Here is a 19,805-nt window from a genome sequence, read left to right as displayed (position 1 = left end):
CAGAATGTCTGAACGAACATCATCCATCTCTCGTAAAACGAATGAAACGCAAATTGAAATGAACCTCGACATAGATGGGCAGGGAAAGTCTGACCTGAATACGCCTGTTCCATTTTTGAATCATATGCTTGACCTCTGGACGCGCCATGGTCTCTTTGATTTGACGATCCATGCAGCCGGAGACGTAGAAATTGATGACCATCATACAACGGAAGACATCGGGATCTGTTTAGGACAAGCTTTTCTGGAAGCGTTAGGAGACAAACGCGGAATCCGGCGGTATGGAAGTGCGCTCGTACCGATGGACGAAGCACTTGCACAGGTAGTCGTTGATTTGAGTAATCGTCCTCACCTTGAATGGAGAGTCGATCTCCCTTCTGAAAAGGTCGGGACATTCGATACGGAGCTTGTTCACGAATTTTTATGGAAGCTCGCTCTTGAAGCCCGAATGAATCTTCATGTCATCGTCCATCATGGCACGAATACGCACCACATCATTGAAGCGGTTTTCAAAGCGCTTGGACGAGCATTGGATGAAGCTTCCCAAATCGATCCTCGTGTCACCGGGGTTCCATCTACGAAAGGAATGCTCTAGATGATTGGCATCATTGATTATGGAATGGGGAATCTCCACTCTGTCCAAAATGCCCTCCGCAGGCTCGGAGTGGACCATTTCCTCTCTGAAGATAAAACCGAATTAGCTGAGGCGGACGCTCTTCTGCTCCCGGGGGTCGGGGCTTTCAAGGACGCGATGCAGGCGTTACGTAAGGATGGAATGGACGATTTCATCAAACAATCGGTCAAGGAAGGGAAGCCGCTTCTCGGCATATGTCTCGGTATGCAGCTCTTATTTGATGAGAGTGAAGAAAATGGATTGACGGAAGGTCTTCATCTTTTACCAGGGAGGGTCGTCCGTTTTCCTGGTGTGACAGTAAAAGGCGAAACGTATAAGGTGCCGCATATGGGATGGAATCAAATGATTATCCGACAGCCGGATGCGCTCGTTTTAAAGGATTTGAGCTCCGATTATGTGTATTTTGTCCATTCTTATTTTGTGAAAACCGAGGACCCAAGCGTGTTGTTGGCGACGGCAGATTACTATGAGGATGTCCCGGCTGTCGTGGGGAGAGGGAATGTGTTCGGAGCTCAATTCCACCCGGAAAAGAGCAGCCTTGCAGGACTTGATATTTTGAAAAACTTTGCTGCTTACATCGAAGGGAGGAAGACGCATGAAGCGCTTTGAACTGTATCCAGCCATTGATATGCGGGGCGGAAAATGCGTCCGATTGTTTCAAGGAGACTATGACCAAGAGACCGTTTATGGCGATTCACCGTTTGAAATGGCGAAAATGTTTGCTGATCAAGGTGCCACCTGGATCCATATGGTCGATCTGGATGGTGCGAAAACGGCTGAAAAAGTGAACCATGAACACGTCCTGCGCGTTGCAGCTGAATTGGATGTGAAGGTCCAGATCGGCGGTGGAATCCGTACGGAAGAAGACATCGCTTTTTATTTGGAAAAAGGTGTTGATCGGGTCATTTTAGGTAGCGTCGCGGTTAAGAATCCAGTCTTTACGAAGGAAATGCTGAAAAAATATGGTGAGCAGATCGCCATCGGTTTGGATGCCAGAGACGGTTATGTCGCCACGGAAGGCTGGCTCGATAAATCGGAGGTGAAAGCGACCACCCTGGCAAAAGAGATGGCAGAGGCAGGTGCGAAACATTTCATCTTCACGGATATTTCACGTGACGGGACGCTCGAGGGACCGAACATTGAAGCAATCGCTGAGCTTGCCCGAGTGTCTGGAGCGGATGTCATTGCTTCCGGTGGCGTAAGTTCATTGGACGATCTGATTGCTTTGGCGGATAGACAGGACGAGGGGATTGAAGGTGCAATCATCGGGAAAGCATTATACGCAGAACGGTTCACCCTTTCAGAAGCCCTCGGGAAAGTAGGTCAATAAATGCTGACAAAACGTATCATTCCATGCTTGGACGTAAAAGATGGACGAGTTGTGAAAGGCGTACAATTTGTCAATATCATCGATGCCGGAGACCCAGTCGAGCTTGCTCGGCTCTATGATGAGCAAGGAGCTGATGAGCTCGTATTCCTCGATATTTCGGCGTCCAACGAAAAGCGAAATGTCATCATCGACGTGGTAGAAAGGGTTGCAGCTGAATTGGCGATTCCTTTTACAGTCGGTGGTGGGATCAACGCGCTTGAAGACATTAAAAAAGTCCTTCGTGCTGGAGCGGATAAGGTGTCCTTGAACACTGCAGCTGTTAAGAATCCGGAGCTAGTCACGCTCGGTTCACAGTATTTTGGTTCCCAGTGTATCGTCGTTGCAATCGATGCGAGATATGATGAAGAACTCGGATCGTGGCGTGTATATACGAATGGCGGCCAACGACCTACGGATTGGGAAGTCATCGATTGGGCGCAGGAAGCCGTTAGACGAGGGGCAGGCGAAATCCTGCTTACGAGTATGGACCGGGATGGGGAGAAGTCCGGATTCCATCTGGATTTGACGAAAAAGGTCCGTGATGCTGTGACAGTTCCAGTCATCGCTTCAGGGGGAGCAGGTGCGGCTGAGCATTTTTATGATGTTTTTACAGAAGCTGATGCAGATGCAGCTCTCGCGGCTTCGATCTTCCACTATAAAGAAACCTCGATCTCGGCTGTAAAAGAAGAACTTAGTAAACGAGGGGTGCATGTCCGATGAATTTGACGGAGCTACGATTTGATGAAAAAGGCTTGATTCCAGCGATCGTGCAGGATGTCCAGAGTAAAGAGGTGCTGACGCTTGCCTATATGAACGAGGAGTCCTTGAAAAAGTCACTCGAGACAAGGGAAACCTGGTTTTATAGTCGTTCTAGACAGGAGCTCTGGCATAAAGGTGAGACGTCCGGTGATACGCAGGAAATTGCTGACATCCGCTATGATTGTGATCAGGATGCGCTAGTCGTCCTTGTCGATCCGAATGGACCAGCCTGTCATAAAGGGACGTATTCTTGTTTTTCTGATTCGCTGATTGATGAGGATTCAGTTGATGTTGCGAGCGATCGGTTTGCAGTCCTCTCTGAACTGGAAAAAGTCATTGCCGAGCGGGAAAAGACGCGTCCTGAAGGATCATATACAACTTACTTGTTCAGTGAAGGCGTCGACAAAATCCTGAAAAAAGTAGGAGAAGAAGCGTCTGAAGTGATTATTGCTGCTAAAAATCGCGATAAAAACGAACTATCATGGGAAACGGCGGATCTCCTCTATCACGTACTCGTCCTCTTGCAGGAGCAAAACGTTCCGTTGGATGACGTGCTAGCCGTATTGAGACAGCGACATACGAAAACGAACGAAAAGGAATGAATTCCTTTTCGTTTTTTGTTGGTTTTTGGATTTATGAACCTAGATTAGAAAAAACGGACCAGTTTCAAAATTTATGAACCCAGATTCAGAATTATGAACCCAGATGAAAAATTTTGAACCTATTTTAAAATTTATGCACCAAACGTCCCAACGGAGTGCTATGCCGCAAGCTGAACGAAACGTCTTTTGTGGAATTTTCAGTGTTTTGAAAAGACGTTTTCTGTTGTGTTCGGGGGACGGGTCCATGTGTTATACTTTCGAAAGAGAGTAAACAGAACGGGTGATACAATTTCATGAAATTGAACGAAAAGGCTTCACACCGTGAGCAAAAGGTCATCCCTTTTTCCAGGAGTGGAGAATACTATTTCCAACGTGGTTTGAAAGCCTATCAAAAAAAAGACTTATTAAGAGCCAAGCAGCTTTTCCAACGAGCGGTTGACGTGGATCCCGATGATGCAACGTACCTTTGTCAGCTCGCTGCGACATTAGCTGAACTTGGTGACTTCATTGAATCCAATGACATTTTGGAATACATCGTCAGTGAGATCGATTCCGGTATAACCGAATGCTATTATTTCATGGCTAACAATTATGCTCACCTCGGCATGTTTCGAGAGGCGGAAAGCGAAGCCGTCCGATACATGGAAAATGAACCAGAAGGTGATTTTTACGAGGAATCCCAAGAATTGCTTGACTTGATACATAGCGAAATTGGTGAAGATCTCGAGAACCGATCTTCGGAAGAGAAGTTGATTGTCCAACATGAGAAAGCACGTCGCTGTCTGGAAAAAGGCGATTTCCAAGAGGCGAGGGATTTGCTGCAGAAGATGGTCCAGAGTCATCCGGAATTCTGGGCAGCTTACAACAATTTGGCCCTCTCCCACTTTTATCTAGGTGAATATAAGGAAGCCTTCATTGTGCTTGATGATATCCTGGACAAGAATCCCGGAAATCTTCATGCACTTTGTAATGTTGCGCTCTTTTACAAGCAACTTCAAGAAAATAAAGAAGCTGAACGGTTTCTTGGTATCCTTCGGGTCATCCACCCGATCATTCCGGAGCATCGGTATAAGCTCGGCAGCACGTTCGCCCTTTTGGAAGAGGACGAACTCGCTTTTGTATGGCTTCACTCTGTCCGTAATCAAGGGTATGCCTGGAATGTCACGTATTTCCACTGGTTAGCTGTCGCTTCAATCAAGACTGGTCGGAAGAATGCAGCGAAATGGGCTTGGGAGAAGATATTGGACTTGGATCCAGAGAGCTCAGTTGCTGCCTATTACCTGAATAAGTTGGAAGAGTATGCACTTCAACCCCAGTATGCTGAATATCAATATACTATACCTGTAAAAGATGTTGGAGATGAGGGTGAACTTTCAGAACGGATCCAGAAGCTGAAGAGTACGATTCATAAAAATAAGCTTTCGCACATCCTGTTGATTCGAGAAATGGATGATGCAGAAGCCTTGCCGACTCTGGAGGCATTTTGTGGGGATAAGAATGAAACACCAATCATGAAAGAGCTCGCTGCAGTCGTATTGTTCGAAAAGGGGTATACGCGTGTCGATCTCCATTTGAAGGATGGTTGGGTGCAGCTGGACCAAACTCCGGATAAAGCGAAAAAAGGGTTGCAGATTTTAGATCGGCTGCTGAGTTCTCGAGCTGAATTGGATTCGGAATCGGCCCTTCTATGGTATCTCCTCATCAACGAGTCGCATCAGAATGAATTGTCTTTGAAAAATGATTCAGCCTGGGCTGGAGCGATCGTATATGTAGCGGATGCTTTACAGAAAGAAAAAACGACTCAGCAGAAGGTAGCAGAACAATTTGGCATATCGAAATCCACTTTGCAGAAATACGTCAATACCTTACGGTTCCTATACCAGAAACAAACGGAAGACACGTTTTATGAATAAGCTTACAGGGTAACGTGCTTTGAGTGAAGCTGGATTTTTGTAACCTACCTTACAGGAACGCCCATGCTGAGCAGATTATTAGACGAAATGCATGTCCTTTTAATACGATACTAATAAGAAAACGATAATCGTTTAAACTAACAATACTTTGATGTTGCGATTGTCGTTAATGATCTTGGAAAACAGCTCTTAATGCTGGTTTCCGTATCGTGTGAATAGGCAAAGCCTCTATGAAGGCTTGGAGTTGCCAAGTTTTCTTAGAAAAAGGAGTGGAGATCATGTCTGAAGAAAAAATTTATGATGTTATCATTGCAGGCGCTGGTCCGGCTGGATTGACGGCTGCTGTATATACTTCACGTGCTAATTTGAGCACATTGATGATCGAGCGCGGAATCCCAGGCGGACAAATGGCGAACACTGAAGATGTTGAAAACTATCCTGGTTACGACCATATTCTTGGTCCGGATCTTTCCAACAAAATGTTTGACCATGCGAAGAAGTTCGGAGCAGAATACGCTTATGGTGATGTGAAGGAAATCGTTGACGGTGAGGAATATAAGCGTGTCATCGCTGGTGGCGGGAAAGAATATAAAGCCCGATCCATCATCATCGGAACAGGTGCAGAGTACAAAAAGCTAGGCGTCCCTGGAGAGAAAGAATTAAGCGGACGCGGCGTTTCCTACTGTGCAGTCTGTGACGGTGCTTTCTTCAAAAACAAAGAGCTCGTTGTAGTCGGCGGGGGAGACTCTGCTGTCGAAGAAGGTGTTTACCTGACTCGTTTTGCATCGAAGGTAACGATCGTCCACCGTCGTGATAAGCTGCGTGCTCAAAAGATCCTGCAAAACCGTGCATTTGAAAATGACAAGATCGATTTCATCTGGAACCATACAGTGAAAGAAATCAATGCAGAAAACAATAAAGTCGGTAGTGTAACGCTTGTGAGCACTGAGGATGGCGAAGAACGTGAATTCAAGACGGACGGTGTATTCATCTACATCGGAATGATTCCATTGAATGAAGCAGTCAAAGACCTCGGTATCACAAACGAAAACGGTTATATCGAAACGAACTCTGAAATGGAAACGAAAATCCCTGGCATCTTTGCAGCAGGGGACATTCGTGAAAAAACGCTTCGTCAGATCGTCACAGCAACGGGTGACGGAAGTATTGCTGCCCAAAGCGCTCAGCATTACGTCGAGTCCTTGATGGAAAAGTTAAGCGTATCTTCATAATTCGTAATTCCGTTTTAACGAGTTTGTAACAACCGTGAAACATTGGTGGGGTACTATAAAATTAAGAAATTGACCCCCTTTTAATAAATTTCTTGTTTTGTGCACGGGACATACGTTCCGTGCTCTTTTTTTGCGCTTTTGCATCAGTGTCAGGCACTTTCGGAGAAGCCTTGTAGGAGAAGGGCTTCCATAAGGTGTCAGGCACTCCAAATGAAGTGTTGGGAGAGTAAGCATCGTGAATGGTGTCTGACACCATCCGCAATGGCAAGTGCAGCAAGGGCCCGCAAAAAGTGTCAGACACCATAGAAGATTGCACACCGCCCGATGGTTAAAACCTAGTGGCGGTTACATAAACTAAGTAAAATTATGGGTAAGCGTTGACACATAGGATGTAGTATAATGTGAGAAAGAGGTGAGTGAAGTGCAACGAGTAGCGAATTGTGTACTCGAAAAGGATGATCAGATCTTGGTGCTGCAAAAGCCTCGTCGTGGTTGGTGGGTAGCACCTGGTGGCAAAATGGAATCAGAAGAGACGATTAAAGATTCGGTCATTCGCGAGTACCGTGAAGAAACGGGATTGTATTTGTTGAACCCGAAACTGAAAGGGGTCTTCAACTTCATTATCAAGGAGGGTGACCAGATCGTTCAGGAATGGATGATGTTCACTTTCTATGCGACGGATTTTGAAGGAGAGGTCCTATCAGAGTCGGAAGAGGGCAAGCTCGCCTGGAAGCCGAAGGAAGAAATCGCCTCTTTACCGATGGCACCAGGGGATCATCACATCCTCGATTATATGATGACCGGCAGCGGTATGATCATTGGGACGTTTACGTATACCCCAGATTTCAAGCTGTTGAGTTATCGCCTGGATCCATCATAATCTAGAACTATTGAAAAAATGATATAACCTGTTGTTCGGTCCAGTTTTCAAAAGGGTCGCACTAACGATCAACAATAAATTGCAGACGATCCTAACGGAAAGGCGGGATTACCTATGAAACACGATGAATTTCGAATGGTCATCATCACGGGCATGTCTGGTGCTGGTAAGACGGTTGCGATGCAAAGCTTCGAAGATCTCGGGTACTTTTGTGTCGATAACCTACCACCGGCTCTTTTACCAAAATTCGTTGAGCTGATGGATGACTCCTCGGGAAAATTGACGAAGGTCGCGCTTGTCATGGACTTGAGAGGGCGTGAATTTTTTGACCAGCTCTTCGCAACAATCGATGACCTGACGAATAATGAAAAAATAAAGCCGCAGATTCTTTTCCTCGATGCGCAGGATTCTACGCTCGTACAGCGATATAAAGAAACGCGCCGCTCACACCCGCTGGCGGCGAACGGACTTCCGCTAGAAGGAATCAAGAATGAACGCGAATTACTTGAAGAGCTGAAAGGCCGAGCTCAGAAAATTTTAGATACGACGAACATGAAGCCGAAGGAGCTCCGCGAAAGCATCATCGAACGATATGCTGTGAATGAAGCGCATCCTTTCACGATCAATGTCCTTTCGTTCGGGTTCAAATACGGAATGCCGATCGATGCAGACCTGGTGTTTGATGTAAGGTTCCTGCCAAATCCGCATTACATTGAGCACATGCGACCGAAGACCGGTCTTGAAGAAGAGGTATCATCCTACGTGTTGAAGTGGTCGGAAACGCAACAGTTCATCGAAAAACTGACAGGACTATTGGACTTCATCATTCCTCACTATAAGCGGGAAGGAAAGAGCCAGCTTGTCATCGCAGTCGGTTGTACAGGTGGAAAGCATCGGTCCGTCACCCTTGCTGAACACTTGAAGGAATACTTGGGCGCTAATTACCGCGTTAATAGTAATCACCGTGATATCAAAAAAGATAAACCTCGGACGACAGAGATTGAAACGAAAACCTAAGGTTGTCGTCTTTGGCGGGGGAACAGGGTTATCTGTACTGTTACGGGGGTTGAAAAAGTTTCCGGTCGATATCACGGCGATTGTTACAGTTGCAGATGATGGCGGGAGCTCTGGCCGATTAAGGGAAGAGCTCGATATCATCCCGCCAGGCGACATTCGGAATGTACTGGCTGCTTTATCAGAAGTGGAACCGTTGGTTGAGCAACTGTTCCAGCACCGATTTAAAAATGGAAATGGTCTTTCCGGGCATTCATTAGGAAATCTCCTGCTTGCCGCGATGTCCGACATCACAGGCAACTTCGTTACGGGAATACGTGAGTTGTCAAAGGTCCTCAATGTCCGTGGAAAAGTGCTTCCTGCATCTGACCACAGGGTCGTACTGAATGCCCAGATGAATGATGGCTCGATTGTGACAGGAGAGTCGAAAATCCCGCATTCGGGTAAAAAGATCGTCCGCGTCTTCCTGACACCGGATACGATTAAAGCATTGGATGAAAGTCTGCGTGCTATCCGTGATGCGGATCTCATCGTCATTGGTCCTGGAAGCCTCTATACGAGTATTCTGCCAAGTCTGCTCGTTCCAGGTATTGTGGAAGAGATCAAAAAGGCGCGAGCGAAAAAGGTTTACTTATGTAACGTGATGACCCAGCCTGGAGAAACCGATCATTTTACTGCGTCTGATCATGTGAATATTCTCGTTGCCCATATCGGCCAACAAATCATTGACACGATTGTTGTAAACAATGATAATGTACCGAAGGAATTGTTGAAAAAATACGCAACAGAGGGTGGAGAACCGGTCGTGTATGATGAGACAAGGTTAAAATCCTTTGGCTTTGAAGTCATCAGTGATAAAATAGTTCAATACAATGATTCATTAATTCGACATGATGCAAAGCGTGTATCTGAAATCATATTAGAATTAGTATCCAATTAAACCCCGATGCAAGAATGGGTGAGGGGGTGTGCACCGTGTCATTTGCATCCGAAACAAAAAAAGAGCTGACAAAACTCGAAGTGAAAAATTGCTGTTCGAAGGCGGAACTCTCCGCGTTGATTCGTATGAACGGCTCGATATCACTTGCGAACCGGGAAATCGTTCTCGATATTCCGACTGAAAATGCTGCAATCTCAAGACGGATTTACACCTTGATCAAGCAGCTCTATGGATTTCCTGCAGAATTACTTGTCCGGAAAAAGATGCGGCTCAAGAAAAATAACGTCTATATCGTCCGAATCAAGCAAGATTCTCGGACTCTTTTACAAGAGCTTGATATCATGAGTGAAGGCTTTGCGTTTAAAAGGGATGTCTCTGCCTCCATCACGAAGAAAAGCTGCTGCAAACGTTCCTACTTGAGAGGTGCTTTTCTTGCTGGAGGATCGCTGAATCATCCGGAATCGGCTTATCATCTTGAGATTTTCTCCATGTATGAGGAGCATACACAATCTTTAATGGATTTGATGAATTCCTTTAATCTGAATGCGAAGATGCTTGAGCGGAAGAAAGGCTTTATCATCTACCTTAAAGAGGGCTCGAAGATTTCAGATTTCTTGACGTTGATCGGCGCACATAATGCGTTATTGCAGTTTGAGGACGTCAGGATCATGAAGGACATGCGGAATTCGGTCAATCGGCTTGTAAACTGTGAAACGGCCAACTTGAACAAGACAGTTGGTGCGTCCATGAGACAGGTCGAAAATATCAAGCTGATTGATAGGGAAGTCGGTTTGGAGACGTTGCCGGATAAGTTGCGTGAAATCGCTGAATTGCGAGTGAAGTACCAGGATGTCACGCTGAAAGAACTCGGTGAGCTTGTTTCGACAGGTCCGATCAGTAAGTCCGGCATCAATCATCGGTTACGTAAACTTGATGAAATGGCTAATAAAATACGTCTGGGGCAATTCTAAGCACAGGCGTTTTTTATTCACAATTGTAAGACAGCGCTTACATTTGAGTGTGTCAAAAAGTTATTTACATGAATTCATGCTAACGATTATATATTTTATAAAACAGGGAATGTACAAGGAGGAATGGTCCATTGTTGGAAAAAGAATTGACGGTTGAATTGAAAACCGGCTTGCAGGCCCGCCCTGCAGCATTATTTGTACAAGAAGCGAACAAGTTTTCATCCGATGTTTTTTTAGAAAAAGACGGAAAAAAGGTGAACGCCAAGAGTATCATGGGAATCATGAGTCTAGCAGTTGCCTCTGGCTCGACGGTTAAAATCGTCACAGATGGTAAAGATGAAGAAGAAGCACTGAAGGCGTTGGAAGAGTTTGTAACAGCTGATGAGTAATACATAAGTACTGTCCATTTGATGGGCGGTACTTTTTTGTTTGCTTACTTATTGTAAGTGAGGAGAGTTTGTGATAAGATGGATTTACCAACTTACAAAAAGTAAGTAAAATGGAGGTTTAATCTGTTATGGCTTTTCACCGCAATGCTAATCCATATATCGGCCAGGTTCATCTCTATGTTTCCGAATTAGAGCGTTCATTATCTTTTTATCAGTCCGTATTAGGGTTTACCGTTCTATACGAAAAAGCTGATTCTGTAACCCTGACGGCGGATGATAGACATGCGCTGGTTACGCTTGAGGAAAGAAAGGATGCACATCCAAAGCAAAGCAGACGAACAGGGTTGTTTCATTTTGCGATTCTCCTGCCAACCCGTAAGGATCTCGGGAATTTCCTGATGCATATCCAAAAGCTGAATGTTCCATTGCAGGGTAGATCCGATCATCTCTTCAGTGAAGCCCTTTACCTTTCTGATCCTGATGGGCATGGGATCGAAGTCTATTGTGACCGCCCATCCACAGAGTGGAAATGGAATGGGGATGAGCTTCCTCTCGTCAGTGATCCGATCGATGTAGAAGGAATACTCGCTATATCGGATGGGAAGTGGGAACACTTGCCTCCTGAAACGGTCATCGGTCATATCCATCTTCATGTCCGTGATTTGGAAGAAGCGAAGAGTTTCTATGTGGATGGTCTTGGATTCGAGGTGACTATACCAATCCGACATCAGGCTCTATTTGTTGCATCTGGAGGCTATCATCACCATATCGGATTGAATACATGGAATGGACAGGGAGCAGAACCACCTGATGCCAACACGATTCGGTTACATTCCTATACCATCGTATTCAGTCATGATAAGGAGCGAACGGAAGCGCTTCAACGAATCGAAGAAAAAGGATTTAAAGTTCATAAAGACGAATCAGGAATTTGGGCGACAGATCCGTCAGCTAATCGCATCCAATTCGTATTGGAGTCGGATTCTTCAAGCAATTCGTAACACTAGGACTTTCTGATCAGAGGATTGAACGTAATAAATGACAATTTTGACGCTTATTTGTTGAGATCAGGAATGGTAATATAGTCCCTGAGGTGATGTTCATGTATCAATCATCTAACCGAAGAGATTATGATCGACGTGTATTTGCTGAACCAGTAAGAGCTACCATAGAGTTGTCCACCCCGTATGAGGATGTCCAATCGTTAGGTCTAAGAGAAATCATTGTCCTGGATATGAGTGCGGGCGGGATTAAATTCGCATGCAAAACCGAATTCACAGTCAATCACTTAGCGATTTATAAGATTGAGATGAATCTTTCAGAAAAAGACCTAACAATGTACGGGAAGATCATCCGGAAAAGAAAATTAACACAAGGTTTCTTTGAATACGGATTACGCTTTGATTACGACTACAAGGATCAGAAAAAATTAAAAATTTTATATGATTGAAAATGAGGAAAACACCAGTAATGCTGGTGTTTTTTCTATTTGTCTTCTGAAAATGAACACAAAAAAATGATCGGAATGGGTTGACCGATTAAAAAAGAGTGTGTATAGTATGGATAACTTAACTTTAACACTTAAAAGCGTCTAAGCGTTTAAGTGTGAATATTATTTAAAAAAATGAATAATGAAGCCTGTGCAAAAGCAGTAGTGTTTCGATGGGCAGCAAGTAGAGATCGGATGGTTGGTGAAAATCCGGGCAGTCGGAATGACGAATTACATTGTACGTAATGGGGCTTTTTAAATGAAGTGGATGAACGATTTGTTCATCAATCAGGGTGGTACCGCGGAAACTTTCCGTCCCTAATCGGATGGAAAGTTTTTTTGTCGTTTGAGTGGAATTTTCACCCCTAATCAGATTAAATATAGGCTTTGTTAGCTTTTATTGTTGATATTTAAAGAAAAAAGAAGCGTAAGGCGGCGACTCCAGCGGGAAAAGCAACAGCTGAAGACCCCGCAGAGTGAGGAATTAATGATCTTCGACTAACAACCACCACGTCCTATGGTGAACGTCGAAGTCACCACATCCTGTGGAAGTGAGGCTGAAGCGTTGCCCGCGGAAAGCGTCCGCCTGAAGCTGTTCAACATCAACAACATGCTTAACAGAGCCAAATAAAAAGGAGAATGAAGTATGAATCAAAGACCATTACCTGCGCACTTAAGAAAATATGTCGTGGAGCAGCATCATGAAAAGTACTCCCCGATCGACCATGCCGTTTGGCGATATGTGATGAGACAGAACCATAATTTCTTAAAAGATGTGGCGCATGAGGCGTATACCGATGGTCTTGTTTCATCGGGAATAAAGATCGATTCGATTCCAAAAGTGGATGACATGAACGAAAGCCTGAAGCCGTTCGGATGGGGAGCAGTGACAATCGATGGATTCATACCTGCTGTCATGTTCTTCGATTTCCAGGCACACGGCTACCTGCCGATTGCAACGGATATTCGTAAACTGGAGAACATCGATTACACCCCTGCACCGGACATCATTCATGAAGCAGCTGGCCACGCACCGATTTTATGTGATCCGACGTACGCTGAATTTGTAAAAATGTTTGGTGAGATCGGATCGAAAGCACTCGCAACAAAGGAAGAGCATGAGTTGTTTGATGCGATCCGCAATTTGTCTGCGCTGCTTGAAGATGGTACGGCATCTGAGGAAGAAGTGGAAGCCGCAAGAGCTGATTTCAAAGAAAAACAAGAAGCGGTTACGGAGATTTCAGAGGCAGAGCAAATCTCCCGATTGTACTGGTGGACGGTCGAGTTCGGAATGATTGGAAGTGTCGATAAGCCGGTATTATACGGAGCAGGCCTCTTATCATCAATTGGAGAAAGTGTTACGAGCCTTTCAGATGAAGTGACGAAGCTACCATTTGATCTCGAAACCGCCATCAATACAGGGTTTGATATTACAACGCAACAGCCGCAATTGTTCGTTTGTGAGAATTTCAATCAATTGATTCGTGCTGTTGAGGAATTTTCTGAGACGATGGCCTTTAAGGTTGGAGGGACGGAAAGCTTGGAGAAGGCTGTTCGGTCCGCTAATACAGCGACATCTGTGTTCAGCTCAGGTCTCGAGGTAACCGGCACAGTGACAGACCTTGTAAAGGATGAAGATGGAGAAGCGGTTTTCATGCGCACAACGGGTCCAACCGCATTGTCTGTCGATGGTCAAGTGCTTGAAGGACATGGAAAAGATGTTCATTCTGAAGGCTTCAGCTCGCCAATCGGTGTGTTGGCCGGAACGGATAAACCACTCGAAGACTGGAGTGAAGAGGATTTTGCGGAGCATGAGGAAGACGTGAGTCTCGCGTTTGAATCAGGTGTGACGGTTGAAGGGAAACTTCAAGAAGTCATCCGTAAAAACGGGAAGGTCGTGGTAATTCGTATTCAGAATGCAAAAGTGACCCATCTCGATGACGTACTGTTTGAAAGTGGGGAAGGTGTTTTCGATATGGCGGTCGGAACGCATATCACTTCCGTATTTGCCGGAGCGGCAGACAGTGAACACTTCTTCGGTACTGATGTAAAAGAGGAAGAAGAGGAAGCTGAACCAAGTGAGCTTACGCCATTAGAAAAGCTTTACGGTGAGATTCGCAGCTTGCGAGAAGAAGAGAAGACCCCACAGGAGGTCATCCACACGATCCAGCAGGTTGTGTCTGAGCTGGAGAAGTTCCCTGAGGATTGGCTGCTGCGCCTTGAAATCGTAGAGATCCTCACTCAGAAGCCACTCTTGCCAACAACGAAGCACAAGGTGCTGGATGATCTTGAGAGATTGAAAGACCATGAGAAGCTGAACAAATGGATTGAAAACGGATTGCACCTGATCAAGGTCAGAAAATCCGCATAAAAACTTACGAACTCCGATTTTAGTAAAATCGTTGAATAGGAAAGAACCAGAGTTGAAACCTCCCCGACTCTGGTTCTTTCTCATTTGGGAACTCATAACAAGAACGCTCAATCCGTCTTCAACGGAATTTCGAGGACGTGGACTTCTGATCCGTCCTTCGCACTTTCTACGAATATCTTCAATACGAGCGGTCCAGTGACATCAGCCGGTACACTGATCGTTTTTTCAAAGGTCCCCCATGCTGGTGCGCCTTCTGAGGTTATGATGAAATCCTCCTCAAGCACTTGATCGCCATCTTTCAACTCATATTGAAAGACAGCTTCAAACACCCGCGCCTTCCCTTTAAAGAGGAATTCATTACCGACAACTTGATTTGGTCGTGGCGATTCAATCTTGAAGGCGTCATTTTCTACCGGTTCATCGTCTGTCGCATCGTCATCAGGACCATCCTTACCATCACTTTCGTCATCCGGTTTACCTTGATCCTCTGATGCTGGTGGATCACTTGAAGAATCGCTGTCATTGGTTATCCATTGGTAGCCGCCAATCCCCAAAAGGACAATCAACAATATGATCAACATCCGTTTCAATGAAACTCCCTCCTTTCCACAAGTCTATGAGTAAAGGCGAGGAATAACATTCTTTTTTGTCTATGGAAATAAAATGAGGATGTACAAATAACCTATAAAAAAAGCCGACCTTGGGAGGTCGACTCTTTTAATGAACATCATTATTTTGTTGATGCAACTGGTTTTTCAATAACGTCGTCAATCAAACCGTATTCTTTCGCACGGTGAGCGCTCATGAAGTTGTCACGATCCGTGTCGCGTTCAACAACTTCAACTGGCTGTCCAGAACGGTCTGCGATGATCTTGTTGATCTTTTCGCGCATTTCGATGATACGACGAGCATGAATTTCGATGTCAGCAGCTTGCCCTTGAGTACCACCTAAAGGTTGGTGAATCATGACTTCACTGTTTGGAAGTGCATAACGCTTTCCAGGCTCACCAGCTGTAAGTAAGAATGCACCCATGGATGCAGCCATACCGATACAGATTGTGCTGACCTTTGGCTTAATGAATTGCATCGTATCGTAGATCGCCATACCTGCAGTGATGGATCCGCCTGGGCTGTTGATGTAAAGGGAGATGTCCTTTTCAGGATCTTCTGCAGCTAAGAATAGCAACTGAGCCACGATTGAGTTTGCGACATTGTCATCAATCGCGCTCCCTAGCATGATGATACGGTCTTTTAAAAGGCGGGAGTAAATGTCATATGCACGTTCTCCGCGGTTCGTTTGTTCAATAACTGTTGGGATCAAGTTCATTTCAGAAATCCTCCTCTTTCCATAAGTATCTTTATGGCTTAATTTCATCTTACTCAATAGGTCAATATAGGTCAAACTTTTAGGCTTCATCAACTGTACTTTTCGTTCGACGAGATTCTTCATCTTCAAAATCGAAGTTCAGAAAGGTTTGATTTTGTTGATTCGAAGAAAATCACATTTACATAACTATGTATACATCATACCATTTTTCCCTTTAAGAACCGATTTAAACGTTCCAGTTTGTAATTTTGTTTTACAACTTTCGTATATACAGGACAGAAAGTGCCTAACACTTATAAACAAAAAAACCGTCCCTCGGGACGGTTTTCTTCCATTTTTATTCGGTTTGAGTTTATGATTCTGTTTCGTCTTCTTCTGTGTTGTTCGTGTAGGTTGATGTTCCGTCTCCGAGTCCGAGGAAGTCCTTCAACGCTTGTTTGTTCTGTTCGATATCCATATCAAGGACCTGACCGACGCCGCTGTATGTCGGTTCTCGGAAGGAATCTTTAATTGGAATCTTCATCGTTTCAATCTCACTTTTGTTCGTCATAACATTCTTTGCAAGACCGATTGCGGTGAACATTTTCATATTGGTGTCGATATAAGGCTGGATCGTCCCCATGACCTTCGGCAGCTTACTGATACCGTAAAGGCTCGTGAACTCCTCCTTCACCTTCGCAATGACTTTTTGTTGGCGTTCCACACGGGTGAAATCTCCGCGTAAATCGTGACGGAAACGGGCATAACCGAGAAGTTCTTTTCCGTTCAGCTTTTGAAGCCCTGGTTCAAGGGTCACATCGATGTTTTCTGACATCCGTTTTTCGACGTTGATTTCAATCCCATCCGGTGCGATCGTATCAATGATTTGTTCGAAGCCTTTAAAATCGACGATGGCGTAGTAATGAATGTCGATATCGAAATTCTCCTTAATCGTTTGACGAAGCAATTCCGGTCCACCGTGGAAAAAAGCAGCGTTGATTTTATTTTTCGGATAACCCGGAATTTCAACATAAGAGTCCCGCATCAAGGAAACGAGCTTCGCTTTGTCGCTCTCAGTATCATATTGCGCAATCATGATTGTATCGGTTCTCGATTGCTGATCTTCTTTTCGAGCATCCACACCAAGCAAAAGAATATTATATTTCCCCTTCACTTTCTGCTCAGGGGCATTGAATTCATAATTACTTTCCATCTCTTTGGTAGGTTGTGCCTGTTGGAGACCTAAATAATATTGAATAGCAGCATAGCCAGCGACAGCAATAAATAGTATCATGAACAATAAAAGTGCGCGTTTGAAGAATTTCCCTTTTTTCTTTTCTTTCTTTCGATCGATTCGTGAAGCCATTTCACGTTCACCACCGTTTTATTTATAAATGAGCACTGACTCCAAATTATAGCACAACTTGTAAGAATTTGTATGGATATGGCGTAAAATAGAACATTCTGAAGGAGGTTCCTTTTTTGCTAGAAACAGCTTATGAAATGTTCCAGTTCGTTCTGACAGTAGGTATGTCTATTATTATTCCCGTTATCATCATTTATAAAATCATACGTAAAAAGAAACTACCGAATAATGAATTCACACCTTATGACGATCTAACAATGGGGAGAGTTCCGTACGAAAAACAAAAAATAAGTGAAGACCACAAGCACCATGTGCAGTATGAAGAGAAAAGACACGAGAATTGAAAAACGATCCCGATAATTCCCTTAAATTAGTTGGAAACGTTTGCAAGCTAAAAGTGATTTTGCTACCATTCAGTTAATAGAGAGACTGAAGAATGGAGTGAAAACATATGAAAATAAAGCGTCTACCATTTTTATTTGCGATTTCTTTACTTATGATTGGTTTACTCGTCGCTTGCGGTTCAGACGAAAACGATCAGACAGCGGAAAATGAAAAGACACAACCAACTGAAGAACAGCAAGAAAGTGATGATCAAGATCAAGAAGGAGCGGACAATAACGATCAGCAAGCTTCGGAAGGTGAAGACGCTACAAACGGGAATACCATCAAAATCACCGCATCGGAGATGAAATTTGAACCATCCACAATCAAGCTTAAGAAAGATCAAGAATACGAATTTGTCATGACGAATGAAGGACAAGTATTCCATGATTTTGTAGAGGATGAACTTGAAATCGAAATGATTTCCATGAGTGAAATGCCTGAACACCCAGAGCAAACGTCAATGATTGACAAATTGTTAGGCACGAAAAAGGCTTATGCTCATGGCGATAAGAAGGACATGAAGACCCTTCATATGAACAGCAATCCAGGTGATACTGTGAGCATTAAATTCATTCCGAAAGAAACTGGCACGTTTGAATTTTATTGCAGTGTACCTGGTCATAAAGAGGCCGGAATGAAAGGGACAATCATCGTAGAAGAATAATTGCCGCAAAGGAACAGCGCTCATTCAGCAGCTGTTCTTTTTTTGTTTTAATTCTTGGATTTGCAAATATTACATGGTGATAAAGCGCATTCATTTTTGATATGATGGGGTAAGGGAGGTATTGTTATGGAATTAGGTTTATATCAAACGCAATCACTGAAACTTGTCATGACCAATGAGTTGCGACAAGCCATAACGATTTTACAATACCCTACACTTGAACTGACACATTTTTTACGACAGCAGGCTCTTGAAAATCCTCTCATCGATCTGTTGGAAAAAAGGACAGAGCCGGTCCAGGGAGATTCACAATCTGATCTGGATGCTCGTGACTCGTGGTTTTATGAGGAAGATGATACGAACCCGATCAACTTTTTGAAGGCTGAAGATCCGAGTTTACAGGATCATCTTATTGAACAGATTGCCTGGCTTGATATATCTGAGAATGAGCGAATGGCAGCTGAGTATATGATTTATTGCCTAGATGAAAATGGCTACCTCGATTGCAGTTTAGAACGGCTGCAGGTTGAGCTAGGGATACCTGAAGAAGCACTTGAACACATTTTGGGGCTGGTTCAACAATTAGAACCTGCTGGTGTTGGAGCGAGGTCCTTGTCTGAGTGCTTGTTGCTTCAATTCGACAGGATCGAGTACAATAATTCCGTCGCCCGTACGATCATTCAGCATCATTTAAACGATTTAGCAGATAAAAAGTTTACACATATTATGAAAGCGCTTCAGATCACAAAGGATGAATTAAAGCAGGCGGATGAATTGATTCGCTCGTTGAATCCAAGACCTTGTGTGAGTTATTCGCAATCTAGGAGTGAATGGGTTCAGCCAGAGTTTTTTATTGAATTAGATGAAACTGGTCGTTATATCATTCGAATGAATGAAGAGCTTGTCCCTGAGGTCACGTTGAACGAACGTTACTTCCGCTTAATGAAGGGTCACCACGACGCCAAAGCCTATTTGGAAAAACAGCTGCAAAAATACGAATGGCTGAAGCGAAGTCTTGAACAGCGCCGGCAAACCCTGACAAGCCTAGGAGAATACCTTGTGCAAAGGCAACGGGACTTTTTCGAATATGGGTATGAGGCTTTAAAACCGATGACCCTCCGGGAAGTGGCGGATGCGATCGAGGTTCACGAATCTACTGTCAGTCGTGCGGTTAAAAATAAAACGATTCAAACCCCGAAAGGGACGATAGCACTCAAGTCACTCTTTTCTTCTAAACTAGACAGAGGGAATGATTCAGAAGAAGCCTCATCCACTCAAGTCAAAGTCAGGATTCAACAAATGATTGAAGAAGAGACGAAGGGAAAGCCGTTATCGGACCAAAAGCTTGCAGATAAGCTGAAGAGTGAAGGAATATCAATTTCGAGAAGGACAGTCGCAAAATACCGGGAAGAACTCGGAATCGCTTCCTCATCGAAAAGAAAAGCACTTGTAGTATAATGAAGATGGAACGAATGATGTTCCATCTTTTATTTTTCCATGAACCCTATTAAAAGGAGTA

The 19,805-nt window shown here is 44.2% G+C and carries 21 protein-coding genes; 18 read left to right on the top strand and 3 right to left on the bottom strand.

The window, feature by feature from the left end; translation table 11 throughout:
- The first annotated feature begins 4 nt into the window (after nucleotides 1-4).
- From hisB to V1497_RS16255, 15 genes are all read left to right on the top strand, one after another.
- The gene (gene hisB / locus V1497_RS16325; protein ID WP_349408576.1) at nucleotides 5-595 is read left to right on the top strand and encodes an imidazoleglycerol-phosphate dehydratase HisB; all 591 of its coding nucleotides are present in this window, start codon (nucleotides 5-7) and stop codon (nucleotides 593-595) included.
- Nucleotides 596-1,243, top strand: coding sequence for an imidazole glycerol phosphate synthase subunit HisH (gene hisH / locus V1497_RS16320; protein WP_349408575.1), 648 nt, complete (start codon nucleotides 596-598; stop codon nucleotides 1,241-1,243).
- Entirely contained in the window at nucleotides 1,230-1,964 is a 735-nt protein-coding gene (gene hisA / locus V1497_RS16315) for a 1-(5-phosphoribosyl)-5-[(5-phosphoribosylamino)methylideneamino]imidazole-4-carboxamide isomerase (RefSeq protein ID WP_349408574.1), read from the top strand. The genes hisH and hisA overlap by 14 nt, the downstream gene beginning before the upstream one ends.
- Entirely contained in the window at nucleotides 1,965-2,723 is a 759-nt protein-coding gene (hisF, locus tag V1497_RS16310; RefSeq protein WP_349408573.1) for an imidazole glycerol phosphate synthase subunit HisF, read from the top strand.
- Nucleotides 2,720-3,364 carry a bifunctional phosphoribosyl-AMP cyclohydrolase/phosphoribosyl-ATP diphosphatase HisIE gene (gene hisIE / locus V1497_RS16305; RefSeq protein WP_349408572.1) on the top strand — a complete coding sequence of 215 codons (645 nt, stop codon included), beginning with the start codon at nucleotides 2,720-2,722 and terminating at the stop codon, nucleotides 3,362-3,364. The genes hisF and hisIE overlap by 4 nt, the downstream gene beginning before the upstream one ends.
- A gap of 293 nt (nucleotides 3,365-3,657) precedes the next feature.
- Nucleotides 3,658-5,277 (top strand): tetratricopeptide repeat protein, encoded by a 1,620-nt coding sequence (locus V1497_RS16300; protein WP_349408571.1) that lies wholly within the window; start codon nucleotides 3,658-3,660, stop codon nucleotides 5,275-5,277.
- Nucleotides 5,278-5,555: 278 nt separating this feature from the next.
- Entirely contained in the window at nucleotides 5,556-6,509 is a 954-nt protein-coding gene (trxB, locus tag V1497_RS16295) for a thioredoxin-disulfide reductase (RefSeq protein ID WP_349408570.1), read from the top strand.
- 421 nt (nucleotides 6,510-6,930) lie between these two features.
- Nucleotides 6,931-7,389: an 8-oxo-dGTP diphosphatase gene (locus tag V1497_RS16290; RefSeq protein ID WP_349408569.1), complete on the top strand. Its 459-nt coding sequence runs from the start codon at nucleotides 6,931-6,933 to the stop codon at nucleotides 7,387-7,389.
- 114 nt (nucleotides 7,390-7,503) lie between these two features.
- The gene (gene rapZ, locus V1497_RS16285; RefSeq protein ID WP_349408568.1) at nucleotides 7,504-8,406 is read left to right on the top strand and encodes an RNase adapter RapZ; all 903 of its coding nucleotides are present in this window, start codon (nucleotides 7,504-7,506) and stop codon (nucleotides 8,404-8,406) included.
- Nucleotides 8,390-9,343, top strand: a complete 954-nt coding sequence (locus V1497_RS16280; protein WP_349408567.1) for a YvcK family protein — start codon at nucleotides 8,390-8,392, stop codon at nucleotides 9,341-9,343. The genes rapZ and V1497_RS16280 overlap by 17 nt, the downstream gene beginning before the upstream one ends.
- Nucleotides 9,344-9,378: 35 nt before the next feature.
- Nucleotides 9,379-10,314 (top strand): DNA-binding protein WhiA, encoded by a 936-nt coding sequence (gene whiA, locus V1497_RS16275; protein ID WP_349408566.1) that lies wholly within the window; start codon nucleotides 9,379-9,381, stop codon nucleotides 10,312-10,314.
- 131 nt (nucleotides 10,315-10,445) lie between these two features.
- A complete protein-coding gene (locus V1497_RS16270; protein WP_349408565.1) occupies nucleotides 10,446-10,703 on the top strand; it encodes an HPr family phosphocarrier protein in 258 nt (85 codons plus the stop codon).
- Between the two features lie 128 nt (nucleotides 10,704-10,831).
- On the top strand, nucleotides 10,832-11,704 hold the full coding sequence (locus V1497_RS16265; protein WP_349408564.1) for a VOC family protein: 873 nt from the start codon (nucleotides 10,832-10,834) through the stop codon (nucleotides 11,702-11,704).
- Between the two features lie 101 nt (nucleotides 11,705-11,805).
- The gene (locus V1497_RS16260; protein ID WP_349408563.1) at nucleotides 11,806-12,153 is read left to right on the top strand and encodes a PilZ domain-containing protein; all 348 of its coding nucleotides are present in this window, start codon (nucleotides 11,806-11,808) and stop codon (nucleotides 12,151-12,153) included.
- A 685-nt stretch (nucleotides 12,154-12,838) separates the two neighbouring features.
- The gene (locus V1497_RS16255; protein ID WP_349408562.1) at nucleotides 12,839-14,563 is read left to right on the top strand and encodes an aromatic amino acid hydroxylase; all 1,725 of its coding nucleotides are present in this window, start codon (nucleotides 12,839-12,841) and stop codon (nucleotides 14,561-14,563) included.
- A 107-nt stretch (nucleotides 14,564-14,670) separates the two neighbouring features.
- On the opposite strand, the gene V1497_RS16250 is transcribed toward V1497_RS16255, so the two are convergent.
- The 3 genes from V1497_RS16250 to V1497_RS16240 form a co-directional block, all read right to left on the bottom strand.
- Nucleotides 14,671-15,144: a Gmad2 immunoglobulin-like domain-containing protein gene (locus tag V1497_RS16250; RefSeq protein WP_349410858.1), complete on the bottom strand. Its 474-nt coding sequence runs from the start codon at nucleotides 15,142-15,144 to the stop codon at nucleotides 14,671-14,673.
- Between the two features lie 149 nt (nucleotides 15,145-15,293).
- Complete coding sequence (clpP, locus tag V1497_RS16245; protein WP_349408561.1) at nucleotides 15,294-15,890, bottom strand: ATP-dependent Clp endopeptidase proteolytic subunit ClpP; 597 nt, start codon at nucleotides 15,888-15,890, stop codon at nucleotides 15,294-15,296.
- A 352-nt stretch (nucleotides 15,891-16,242) separates the two neighbouring features.
- Nucleotides 16,243-17,235: an LCP family protein gene (locus tag V1497_RS16240; protein ID WP_349408560.1), complete on the bottom strand. Its 993-nt coding sequence runs from the start codon at nucleotides 17,233-17,235 to the stop codon at nucleotides 16,243-16,245.
- A 116-nt stretch (nucleotides 17,236-17,351) separates the two neighbouring features.
- Between V1497_RS16240 and V1497_RS16235 the strand changes: the two genes are divergently transcribed.
- From V1497_RS16235 to rpoN, 3 genes are all read left to right on the top strand, one after another.
- Nucleotides 17,352-17,579 carry a hypothetical protein gene (locus V1497_RS16235; protein ID WP_349408559.1) on the top strand — a complete coding sequence of 76 codons (228 nt, stop codon included), beginning with the start codon at nucleotides 17,352-17,354 and terminating at the stop codon, nucleotides 17,577-17,579.
- A gap of 107 nt (nucleotides 17,580-17,686) precedes the next feature.
- Nucleotides 17,687-18,286: a cupredoxin domain-containing protein gene (locus V1497_RS16230; RefSeq protein ID WP_349408558.1), complete on the top strand. Its 600-nt coding sequence runs from the start codon at nucleotides 17,687-17,689 to the stop codon at nucleotides 18,284-18,286.
- Between the two features lie 126 nt (nucleotides 18,287-18,412).
- Nucleotides 18,413-19,744 carry an RNA polymerase factor sigma-54 gene (gene rpoN / locus V1497_RS16225; protein ID WP_349408557.1) on the top strand — a complete coding sequence of 444 codons (1,332 nt, stop codon included), beginning with the start codon at nucleotides 18,413-18,415 and terminating at the stop codon, nucleotides 19,742-19,744.
- The last annotated feature ends 61 nt before the right edge of the window (nucleotides 19,745-19,805 follow it).

It is taken from the genome of Pseudalkalibacillus sp. SCS-8, from assembly GCF_040126055.1.
Taxonomy (GTDB): Bacteria; Bacillota; Bacilli; order Bacillales; family Fictibacillaceae; genus Pseudalkalibacillus; species Pseudalkalibacillus nanhaiensis.
This window is presented reverse-complemented; position numbering and strand designations above follow the sequence as displayed.